Origin of the sequence: Saccharibacillus alkalitolerans (genome assembly GCF_011090185.1) — a bacterium.
Lineage (GTDB): Bacteria > Bacillota > Bacilli > Paenibacillales > Paenibacillaceae > Saccharibacillus > Saccharibacillus alkalitolerans.
Map to the genome: position 1 here is coordinate 425755 of NZ_JAAFGS010000003.1, position 10978 is coordinate 436732.

Annotated in this window: 11 protein-coding genes and 1 pseudogene; 1 reads left to right on the forward strand and 11 read right to left on the reverse strand. The window is 59.7% G+C overall.

Annotation, left to right across the window (positions count from 1 at the left end; all coding sequences use genetic code 11):
- Nucleotides 1-4: 4 nt before the first annotated feature.
- Entirely contained in the window at nt 5-2398 is a 2394-nt protein-coding gene (locus tag GYN08_RS23685; protein ID WP_166274196.1) for an ABC transporter permease, read from the forward strand.
- An 88-nt stretch (nt 2399-2486) separates the two neighbouring features.
- On the opposite strand, the gene GYN08_RS10725 is transcribed toward GYN08_RS23685, so the two are convergent.
- The 11 genes and pseudogenes from GYN08_RS10725 to mutM form a co-directional block, all read right to left on the reverse strand.
- A complete protein-coding gene (locus tag GYN08_RS10725; RefSeq protein ID WP_166274197.1) occupies nt 2487-3278 on the reverse strand; it encodes a YqjF family protein in 792 nt (263 codons plus the stop codon).
- Between the two features lie 82 nt (nt 3279-3360).
- Nucleotides 3361-4179: pseudogene (gene rpoD / locus GYN08_RS10730) on the reverse strand (RNA polymerase sigma factor RpoD); the annotation flags it as partial.
- Nucleotides 4180-4528: 349 nt separating this feature from the next.
- On the reverse strand, nt 4529-5287 hold the full coding sequence (locus tag GYN08_RS10735) for a hypothetical protein (protein ID WP_166274199.1): 759 nt from the start codon (nt 5285-5287) through the stop codon (nt 4529-4531).
- Nucleotides 5281-5982, reverse strand: a complete 702-nt coding sequence (locus GYN08_RS10740) for an ABC transporter ATP-binding protein (protein WP_328802923.1) — start codon at nt 5980-5982, stop codon at nt 5281-5283. The genes GYN08_RS10735 and GYN08_RS10740 overlap by 7 nt, the downstream gene beginning before the upstream one ends.
- On the reverse strand, nt 5966-6370 hold the full coding sequence (locus GYN08_RS10745; RefSeq protein WP_166274201.1) for a GntR family transcriptional regulator: 405 nt from the start codon (nt 6368-6370) through the stop codon (nt 5966-5968). Before GYN08_RS10745 ends, GYN08_RS10740 begins: the two co-directional genes overlap by 17 nt.
- A gap of 119 nt (nt 6371-6489) precedes the next feature.
- Nucleotides 6490-7242 carry an ABC transporter permease gene (locus GYN08_RS10750; protein WP_166274202.1) on the reverse strand — a complete coding sequence of 251 codons (753 nt, stop codon included), beginning with the start codon at nt 7240-7242 and terminating at the stop codon, nt 6490-6492.
- Nucleotides 7235-8203 carry an ABC transporter ATP-binding protein gene (locus GYN08_RS10755; protein ID WP_235946120.1) on the reverse strand — a complete coding sequence of 323 codons (969 nt, stop codon included), beginning with the start codon at nt 8201-8203 and terminating at the stop codon, nt 7235-7237. The genes GYN08_RS10750 and GYN08_RS10755 overlap by 8 nt, the downstream gene beginning before the upstream one ends.
- Before the next feature lie 196 nt (nt 8204-8399).
- The gene (nrdR, locus tag GYN08_RS10760) at nt 8400-8870 is read right to left on the reverse strand and encodes a transcriptional regulator NrdR (RefSeq protein WP_166274204.1); all 471 of its coding nucleotides are present in this window, start codon (nt 8868-8870) and stop codon (nt 8400-8402) included.
- 55 nt (nt 8871-8925) lie between these two features.
- Nucleotides 8926-9486, reverse strand: coding sequence for a lytic transglycosylase domain-containing protein (locus tag GYN08_RS10765; protein ID WP_166274205.1), 561 nt, complete (start codon nt 9484-9486; stop codon nt 8926-8928).
- On the reverse strand, nt 9483-10079 hold the full coding sequence (gene coaE / locus GYN08_RS10770) for a dephospho-CoA kinase (RefSeq protein ID WP_166274206.1): 597 nt from the start codon (nt 10077-10079) through the stop codon (nt 9483-9485). The genes GYN08_RS10765 and coaE overlap by 4 nt, the downstream gene beginning before the upstream one ends.
- Nucleotides 10076-10924 (reverse strand): DNA-formamidopyrimidine glycosylase, encoded by an 849-nt coding sequence (mutM, locus tag GYN08_RS10775; protein ID WP_166274207.1) that lies wholly within the window; start codon nt 10922-10924, stop codon nt 10076-10078. The genes coaE and mutM overlap by 4 nt, the downstream gene beginning before the upstream one ends.
- Nucleotides 10925-10978: the final 54 nt, after the last annotated feature.

Below are 10978 nucleotides of genomic sequence, written 5' to 3' on the forward strand. Positions count from 1 at the left end.
CGCCGTGCGTGCCGTTATCGTATTGACGCTGTCCATGCTGCGGCGGCGGAAACTGCAAAATCTGCTGACCGCCCTGCTTCTGCTCCTTTCCGCCGTTCTGCTCGGCACCGCGCTGACCGTCCTGCTGAACGCGGAAAATCTGTTCGAAGACGCCCACCGGGAAACGAACGGTTCGCATCAGATCCTGACGCTGGACCAGGGGCTGCACGATCCGGAGTTCGTCTACCGGTGGTGGGAAGATCGGCCCGGCGTCCGGGTTTCGAAGCCGCTGCCTTACAAAAACTTGTCCGGACTCGCGCACGAAGGAAAAGATCTTCCCAATCTCTATTTGTACATGATGGACACGCCGAGCCTTCCGTTCGGCGTCGACGAACCGCTGTTCTCTTCGGATGTCCCTTCCGCTAAAGTTCCGGCTCCGGGAACCGTCTGGATTCCCACTTCGTTGGCCGCTTCCGCGGGAATATTCGAAGGCGACACGCTCGGTTTCCGGACGCCCGGCGGTTCGTTCGAGCTCACGGTATCCGCTGTCGTGGTCGACGTTCCGTACGGCTCCCCGTTCACTACAAGCGCCCGGATCTGGATGAACGATGCCGATTACCGGCAGGAGCTGTCCGCCGTCGAAGGCGGCGCCCGCTTCATGATGGGGCTGCGTTTCGACGATTACGGCCGGCAGGCCGAAGATTGGAGCGCTTTCGAACAGGCGCTCGGATCGCCGTATCTCGAGACGAGAACCGACTTCGCGGAAATCTCCGCCTTTTACTTGATCCTCAACCGCGTCATCGGTTTCGTTATGATGTTCCTCGGCGCGGTGATGGCCGCCATCGCTCTCGCCACGATCGGCTTCACCGTCTCCGACGCGCTGCTGACCCGCTATCGGACGATCGGCGTGCTGCGCTCCATGGGCCTGACGACGGCCGGCATCGTCGCCCCGTACGTTCTGCAGTACGGCGCGATCGCCCTGCCGTCCGTCGCGGCGGGGCTGCTGCTCAGCCGCCTTCCCGCCGCCGCCATTTTAGACAATACGCTGGCCTCGCTGCATGCCGGAGACGCGCCGACCTCGCTGCACGGCAGCGGTTGGGTTATGCTGTCCGGCCTGTTTCTGGTCCTGTTCGTGCTGGCCTGCGCCGCTCTCTATGCCGGAAGTGCCCGCCGCATTCTGCCTGCTCAGGCGATCCGCTACGGCATGGCGGAACAGAATCAGGCGGGAAGCCGCGGCCGGAAGCCGGAAGGAAGAAGCGGGCTGGGACGCTTCCCTGTCGGCTTGGCATTGGCAGCCGGGAGCGTGGCCGGCGGCCGGCGGGCTGCTTTTTTCACGGGGCTGATCGCGCTCGTCGCCTCTTCCGTCCTCGTCTTCGGCATCCTTTTGCTGTCCAGCGTGCTTGCGACCGGCCGGACGGCCGGGCAGTGGGGCTACGACGCTTCCGACGTGTCGGTGACGGTCGTCAGCGAACCGCTTCTGAAACGGAGCGACTTTATTGAAAAGATGAAAAACGACCCGCGAATCGAGCGCTACGGCTGGTATACCGGCGCATCCGCCGTACTCAAATCGGACGATCCTTCTTCGGCCGGTTCGTCCATGAACGTGTACCTGGGCCTGCTGGACGGCGGCTACGACGGATTGGGCTATGAAGTGCTGGAAGGCCGCAATCCCCGCGGCGCGGGAGAAATCGCGCTGGGGCTGAACGCCGCGCGTTATGCGGGGCGGACGGTCGGCGACCTCGTCGACCTGTATGTTCGGGGAGAAAAAAAGACGTTTACCGTCACCGGCATCTATCAGTCGGTCGCCAACATGTCCCATTCCGCCCGGCTGACGGCGGAGGCGCTCCCGACTGCCTCCGGCGCGAACACGGCCGATCGCACCGCCTTCGTGTCGCTGCGCGACGCGGGAGACGCGAAAGCCGTAGCCGAGGAATGGAACGCCGCTTATCCGAACGCTCTGTCCGCCGCATCCCAGGCTTCGCTGATCGATGCCGTGTTCGGCGAAGCCGTCCGCTCGCTGCTGCTGCCGCTCGGGCTCATGGGCGTGCTCTTCCTCGCCGTTACCTGCCTGATCGTTTACAGCGTCTGCCGGATTCAGGTCCGCAAAAACAGCCGGACCTACGGCATTTACAAATCCGTCGGGCTGTCTTCGCTGCGCATCCGCAGAGCCGTGATGCTGGGCGCGACGGCGGTCGCGGCAGCCGGAGCCGCCTCAGGAGCGCTCGTCGGCATCTACGCGCTGCCGCTGCTGCTGAACCGCATCCTGTCCGGTTACGGATTGGAACGGCTGCCGCTCGTCATCAGTCTGCCGGGCACGGCAGCCGCCGTCCTGTTCAGCATCGCCGCTTCCGCCGCGGGCTGCTGGCTGTCTTCCCGCGTCGTGGCCCGGACTTCGCCGAGGATTTTGACGATCGACTAACCCCGCCTCTGCTTTATACCGGTCTGATCCTGCTGCTCCTGTCGGCAGTGCGGATACGCTGGCGCAAGGAGAAACGGGCGGATATCGGCTAATGCCGCCGCTCCGCGTGGGCTACCGGTTCGCCCGAACGTGCAGCTCTCTCCAGCGGCCAGAACAGCACGTCGAGCCGCTTCGTATACGTCATCAGCGGTTTGCGGGCGGGCAGATGGATGCCGTGCGATTTCGCAATCGTATCGGTTCCGATCTGCGCTTCGACCTCCTGCAGCGGCCAAGGATGGTGGTGGATCACGCAGCGGGATACTCGGCCTCTGTGCTCGCTCGTATATAAGCAGTAGCGTTCCGTCAGCCAATGCAGCAGGCTGCCCGGCCTGGCGCGGAAGATTTCGGCGGACAAGGGGCGGTACGAAGCGGCAAACTCCGCTTCGCGCCCGCGCCCGTCGCTGCGTATGCTCCGGCAGCGAATCCATTCGCCGCTCCTCTTGACCGATATGTCGGCATTCAGATACGGAAGTCCCAGACGGCGTGCCGCTTCGACGGCAATACGCTTGTCCGCGTCCAGGCTGAAGAAGAGAATGCCGGGCATCCCGCCGCAGTTCACATAAGTTCTGGCATTCAATTCCGGAAAACGGCTCAGGGACGGCAGATGCGGTATTCCGCGCAGCCGAAGCCCCGTCAAATAAAAAGGCGACAAACTCAACCAGGGCTGCCCTTCCCACAGATCGAGTTCGATCCCCGGAGGAACGAACGGAAGTACTTCTTCCGTCCGAACGGGCCAGTGGGCGAACAGCAGGTCGTTCCAGACCTGCTTCATGATCCATGGGCGATTCGGCAGAGGAAAAGGCCGGTGTTCCCCGCGGTTCAAAATCTCTCTCGGTTTCATTGTCGTCTCCTTCCTGGACAAAAAAGACCGGAACGCCAGGTTCCGGTCTTTGCATTTACTTATTCGTTTCGTCCCGAAGAGCTTACTCGAGGTAGCCTTTGAGAATCTTGCTGCGGCTCGGGTGTCTCAGCTTACGCAGCGCTTTGGCTTCGATCTGACGAATCCGTTCGCGCGTAACGCCGAACTCTTTGCCTACTTCTTCGAGCGTGCGGGCACGGCCGTCTTCCAGACCGAAGCGCAGGCGCAGCACGTTCTCTTCGCGCTCGGTCAGCGTATCGAGCACTTCTTCCAGCTGTTCGCGCAGCAGGCCCGCTTCCGCGAACTTGGACGGCGCGATCGCTTCTTTGTCTTCGATAAAGTCGCCCAGCTTCGAATCCTGCTCGTCGCCGATCGGCGTCTCGATCGAGACCGGGTCCTGGGCGATCTTCATGATGTCGCGGATTTTCTCCTCGGTCATTTCCATCGCCTTCGCCAATTCTTCGACGGACGGCTCGCGGCCCAGTTCCTGCAGCATCTGGCGCGAGACTCGCATGAACTTGTTCATCGTCTCGACCATGTGTACCGGAATCCGGATCGTTCTCGCTTGGTCGGCCAGAGCGCGCGTAATCGCTTGGCGGATCCACCATGTCGCGTACGTGCTGAATTTAAAGCCCTTGGTGTGGTCGAACTTCTCCACGGCTTTGATCAGGCCCATGTTGCCTTCCTGAATGAGGTCGAGCAGCATCATGCCGCGTCCCACGTAACGTCTCGCGATGCTGACAACGAGACGCAGGTTCGCTTCGGCCAGTCTGCGCTTCGCTTCTTCGTCTCCCTGCACGATGCGTTCCGCCAGGGAGATCTCTTCGTTCGCGGACAGAAGGGGCGTGCGCCCGATCTCCTTCAGGTACATGCGTACGGAGTCGTCGCTGCCCGCGCCGGTCAGAACGGCTTCTTCAGGAATCTGATTGGATTCGGTTTCCAGGTTTCGATCCATATATATAGTTCCCCTTCCTTCCAGAAATTGAGGGTTGACTCCCTAATAATTCGTCTCAAAATTCATTTGACAATATAATCAATCCGTGCTATGATTTTAATATATTTGTTTATAAACAACTAAATTACGGACAGCTATTAGTATAACATCTTTTCCGTTGGAAATCAACCGGGAAAGATGTTTTTTGTTGCATTTATTTGTACCTCTTACGATTAACACACAAAAGCGTCTTCCGAATCCTTGCGGACTCGAAAGACGCTTTTTATTTGGATGATTTTCACTCGATTCGTACTTTGCGGTCGATCAGCTTAACCGCTGCCCATATGAACAGGGCGGCGACGACCAGCTCGAACACAAACCCGAACCCGTCGATGCTGGAATATTGCGACTGCATCGTCATTTGAGATTGGTTTTCGATGTGGAAACCCGGCAGCGTCCCGACGCCCACGCCGCCGAAAAAGGCATTTTTCGCCCAGGAGATCACACTGCTGAGCAGAACGACGATCACCAGCCCGATCAGGCTGCGCCCTTTGAATTTCAAACTTTCCGTGACCGCCATCACCAGCAGCAGCATGGTAACCAGGAAGAGAGTGCTCCAGAGCACGACCACGACTATGCCGAACGGCAGGGGAAGCGAAGAATTCCAGTTCACCGTAACGCCGCCCGATTGCTCCAGTTCGCGCAGGATGCCGCTGGACTTGTAATACAGCAGATGCAGTCCCGCGATCGCCAGCAGCACGGCGCTCAGCAGCAGCGCGTAAAGCAGCGCGGCGCCGACGTAATGAATGCTGCCCAGCGGAACGAGACGACGGCCGACGGAACGGATGCTGGCCCGAAAGCTGTTGCATACCGCGATCAGCAGCAGAATGCCGAAAAAGGAATAAGTCATAAAGCTCAACACCGCAATACCGTTGGTTTCTATGTTGATTTGCCTTCCGCCCAGCTCGATCGTAAGCAGCGCCAGCAGCAGGGCGATCATTCCGCCGAGCAGCATGAACTGATCGCGCTTCAAATCATATTTCAGCAGGGTTAACATTCCGCATACACCTCTTTGAACAGCTGATCCACGCTTTTGCCGGAATCCATGCGGAGCTGCTCCACTTCCTGACGCAGCACCAGACTTCCTTCCTTGATCATCAGCACCTCGTCGAAGATCCGCTCGATGTCCGCGATCAGATGCGTGGATACGATCATGCTGCTGTCTTCTTCGTAAAATTCCACCAGCGCGTCGAGGATATGGCCGCGGGCCACCGGATCGACGCCGCCGATCGGCTCGTCCAGCAGGTACAGCGAAGCCCGGCGCGACAGGGCAAGCGTCAGCTGCAGCCGTTCCTGCATGCCTTTGGACAGCGAAGAAGCTTTGTCTCCGCGGGACAATTTCATGAACTCAAGCATCCGCTTCGACTTGTCGGGATCGAAATCGGCGAAAAAGTCCCGCTGAAAATCGAGCGCTTCCCCGACCGTCATCCAGCGCTCGAACTGCGGCCGGTCCGGCATGAACGAAATGAGCGCTTTGGAAGCTCTGCCCGGCTCGTGTCCCAGCACCCGCACCGTGCCCGAGTCGGGACGGTCCAGACCCGCCGCTATCCGCATCAGGGTCGTTTTGCCGCTGCCGTTGCTGCCGAGCAGTCCGACGATCCGGCCGGGACCGACGGATAGCGAGACGTCCCTCAGCGCGGCTTTGTTTCCGTATTTTTTGCTCACCGCCTCGAATTCAAGCAGTTGTTCCACTTCGGCTTCCTCCCGGTTCGCGCTTCCCGTCATTTACCGACTCCGCCACGATTTTTACGATATTGTCGTTGTCGAACCCCAGCTCCCGCATCCCGCCGATAAACCGCTCCAGCAGTTCGGCAGCCATCTCTTTCTTAATGCTCATGATCTTCTCATCCTCGCTTGTCACGAATCGGCCGAGGCCGCGCCGGCTTTCCGCCACGCCTTCCCGTTCGAGTTCCTGAAAAGTCCGCTGAATCGTATTCGGGTTGATCTTCAGTTCGGAGGCCAACTCGCGCACCGAAGGTATTTTCTCGCCGGGGCCCAGTTTGCCCGTCACGATCTGCAGCTTGATGTAATTCATGATCTGCAAATAGATGGGCAGATTATTGTCGAATTCGATAGTCACTTCTGACGTTCACACCTTTCCCCGTGCCGGAACGCGCATCGGCGGATTCAACGGAGAAGGCCGGAATCGGCCCTGCCCGCATCGTCCCCTTCCGCCGCCCTCTTCCCGTGCCGCCTCGATCAGGCTACGTCCCGGCGTCTGAACACAGTATACCCCGCGGCCAGGAAGATCGCCATGTATACCGCCAGCACGATCAGGGAAAATCCGATCGACATGCCCGGCAGCGGCGGTCCCGCCGTGCCGTAGACGGACAGATCCGCATTCGGGAACAGCACGTATTTGTAGAAGTCTTTGAAGATCATGATACCGCCGAACATGCTGCCTGTAAGACCTGCTCCAATCGCGACGCCCGTTGAGCGGGTCAGCGCTCCGACCATGAAAGCCAGCGTGACGTACACGAGCGAATAAACGAACCCGTAGGCGCTCTCCCGCAGCACATCCAGCCACTGGGCGCCCGTGCCTCCGAAACCGAACGCGAATCCGCCCGACACATACAGCGCCGCTCCGGCAATCAGGATCATCATCAGCGTATACATGACCGCCGCGGTATATTTCGAAAGCAAAATTTCGCCGCGGCCGCGGGAACGGATCAGCAAAAATTTGACCGTGCCCTGGGCGTACTCCTGAGCGACGATCCCAGCCGTGCCGACGACCGACAGAATAGCCGCAAACTGCCCCAATCCCGAAGCCCCCACCATGCCGGCCAGGTAAGCCGCAACCGAATCGATTTCCGCGACGTTCGATGAAAATTTGTACAGCATGACCGTCACCAGGACGCTGATTACGATCAGCAGTACCGGCGGTACCCAGAAGCTTCTTTTTTTCGTCAGTTTCAGCCACTCGTTCTGGATCAATCGGGTAAAATTACGCAATTTGGTTGCCTCCCGTCCACTGAAGGAATTCGTCTTCCAGCGATTTTTTGGTCTCGGCGATCCGGTATACGGCTACGCCGGCACGTCGCAGGGCATCGATCAACTCCGGCATGTCGGCGTCCGCCGCCTGGCAGATCACGTCCGACTCCGTCTCCCGAACTTCCGTCACCCGCACGTTTTCGAGCGCTTCGATCGCGCGTTTCGCCGCATCCGGCTTGTCCACGCGAATGCGCAGTTCGGGCAGCGCTCCGGCATTCCCCGATTCTCCGATCGCGTGCTCCGTGACGAGCTTCCCGTTCTGAATCACGACGACCCGGGTGCACATCTGCTCGATCTCCGACAGCAGATGGCTCGAGACGAGGATGGCGATGCCTTCTGTGTGCGCGATCTTTTTCAGGTAGTCCCGCATTTCGCGGATCCCCGCCGGATCGAGGCCGTTGGTCGGCTCGTCCAGAATCAGCAGCTTGGGGCGATCGAGCAGCGCCTGCGCGATGCCGAGCCGCTGCCGCATGCCGAGCGAATACGCTTTGACCTTTTTGTGCAGCGCCTCCTGCAGGCCGAGCAGCGCGATCACTTCCATGATGCGCGCCTCGTCGACCGAATCGGTCATCCGCGCCGCCTGCTTCAGGTTGTCGTAGCCGCTCATGTAAGGATAAAATTCCGGATTCTCGATAATGCCGCCTACATGGACGATCGCTTCCTTGAAATGGTCCTGAATGCTGCGGCCCCCGATCTTCACGTCGCCCGCGCTGATCTTGATCAGGCCGGTCATCATGCGGATCGTCGTCGTCTTGCCGGCTCCGTTCGGTCCCAGCAGCCCGACGATTTCGCCGCGCCGCACGTCGAACGACAACTTGTCCACGATCGTTTTACGTCCGATCCGCTTGGTTACGTCCTGCATCCGCAGCACCGGTTCTTCTCCTCCGGCCTGCAGGGGTCTGTTCGGCTGCGTCAAAGTCATTTGCTCAACCTCCATGTACTAGTGTTATACCAAAATAGTACACCAGTACATAGATACTGTAAACCCCTTTTCGAAAAAACTTCTTGAAAAAGAAATCCGGCATGCGGCCGACTCCCGAACTTCGGCAGACGCGGGAACGCAAAAAAGCGTCCGCTTCCCTCGCGGGGAAACGGACGCGGGCCGCCGGGCGGCGGCTTTAACCATCCAGCTCGCCGTCTTTCGACAGCAGCGTTTTGAGCTCTTTCATAAACATATTGATATCTTTGAACTGCCGGTACACCGAAGCAAAACGCACGTAGGCGACCTCGTCCACCGGATACAGCTCCTGCATCACCTGCTCGCCGATTTTGCGGCTTTCGATCTCCGCCACCGCCGTGTTGCGCAGCGAACGCTCGACCCTGGAGACGATCGTCTCCAGCTGTTCGACCGATACCGGACGCTTCTCGCAGGCGCGGATCAACCCGCGCAAAATCTTGTCGCGGCTGAATTCCTCGCGGCTGCCGTCCTTTTTGATCACGATCAGCGGAGTCTCCTCCACCATCTCGAACGTCGTAAAACGTCGGCCGCAGCTTTCGCATTCGCGCCTTCTGCGGATCGATTTGTTTTCGTTGGCCGGCCTCGAATCCAGCACTCTCGTGCCGCTGTAATCGCAGTACGGGCATTTCATGCTTTCACTTCCTTTCTACCGGCATGCGGAACGCCCCATGCCGTCTCCGTTCGGTTCAGAACGTCTCGTAGACCTTCGTATATTGATTATAATAGTAAACGACCCGCTGTATATAGTGCCGGGTCTCCCCGATCGGAATATTCTTTACGTTTTCGAGCGTTCCGTCCCACGTTCCGTCTTCCAGCCACTTTTTCACGTTCCCGGGTCCGGCATTGTAAGCGGCCACGACCTCCAGCGTATTGTCGCCGAACTGGTCGGACAGATTGCGCAGATACCAGGTGCCGATCCGAATATTCGTGTCCGGCTCGTGCTTGATTCGCTCCGTCGTCGCTGCGGGCAGCTTGCCCTGTTCGATCGCCCAATCCGCCGTGTCGGGCATCAGCTGCATGATGCCCAGTGCCCCGACGCGCGATTCCTTGCTGGGACGGAAATTCGTTTCCACCCGAATGATCGAAGCGATCAGGAACGGATCGATCCCGTACGAATCGGACTGTTCCCGAATTTCTTCCTTGTATCCGATCGGATACACCCAAGCCATCCAGCCGCTGTTGAAAAAGAGCGCGGCGATCACAAGCAGAAACAAAGGCAGCACGAACCGCTTTTTGATCATCCTCATCGCGCCCTCAAACTCTCCAGCAGACGTTCCACCTGACGTTCCGTGTTCTCCGGCGAACCGCTGTTGTCGATCACGTAATCGGCTCTGCGTTTCTTGTCCTCGATATCGAGCTGGGCATTCAAACGTCCCTGGGCCTGCTCCGGCGACAGTCCGTCCCGCAGCATCAAGCGGCTCAACTGCAGCTCGCGGGGCACGTAGACCACCACGATCTTCTCGTACAGCTCTTCCAGGCCGGATTCGTACAGCAGCGGAATGTCCGCCGCCACGAGCGTGCCGGGACCTTCAGCTTCGTATGCGTCCACCTGGCGCCGAATCTCCGCGCGGATGGCGGGATGCACGATCGCGTTCAGCGCTTCGCGCTCCTGCGGCCGGTTAAAAATATGCTCGGCCATCCGGCGCCGGTCCAACCCGCCTTCGGGCAGCAGGAATTCCGGACCGAAGCGTTCGGCGACGGCGGCAAGCAGCGGCTGCCCGGGATTCATCACGTCGCGCGCAATGACGTCGGCGTCGACGATCCGCACCCCTCTCGCTTCGAGCAAACGCGAGACGGTGCTTTTGCCGGTGGCGATGCCTCCGGTCAGTCCGATTCTCATGCCTGTGTTCCTCCTTGTCCCGGCTTCTGGCATTCCGGGCAGTAATGCGTGCCTCGCCCGCCGACCACGATGCGCTCGATCGGGGTACCGCAGTTCCGGCAGGGTTGTCCTTTGCGTCCGTAAATGCGGTGCTGATCCTGGAACGAACCGGATTCCCCCTGCCCGTTCACGTACGACTTGACGGAGGAGCCGCCGGCCGCCACCGCTTCCGTCAAAATGTCCACGATGCAGCGGTGCAGCCGCTCGAGTTCCGTACGGGTCAGGCTGTTCGCCGCCCGCTCGGGATGCAGTCCCGCGCGGAACAGCGTCTCGTCGACGTAAATGTTGCCGATGCCGGCAACGACTTCCTGATTGAGCAGTACCGTCTTGAGGCGGGTCTTCTTCCCGGCCAGCTTCTCTTCCAGCGCCTGCGCCGTGAAGGCCGGCGACAGCGGCTCGAGTCCCAGCTTATGCAGCGGAGCGCCCGAAAATTCTTCGCCTGCCGGCAGCAGATCCATGGTGCCGAACTGCCGCACATCGCGGTATCGCAGCTCCGTTCCGTCGGTAAAATGGAAAATGACGTGCGTATGCTTCTCGACGGAATCGCCGGACGCATACAGGCCGTAGCGTCCTTCCATCCGCAGGTGGGACACGATGACCCAACCGTCCAGATTGAAGCGCAGAAACTTGCCGCTTCGTTCGATATCGCGAACGGTTTGCCCTTCCAACAGCGCCGCAAACAGCGCGGGGTCTTCCGGACGCCGAACGATGCGCGGCAGCGACACCGTGACGCGTTCGATCGTTTTGCCGGCGACCAGCGTGTTCAGCGTCCGTTTGACGGTTTCGACTTCGGGTAATTCCGGCATGCTTTCTATCACCTTTCCGTATGGCAGCCGCGCGGACAGCCGCCGACCTGTCGG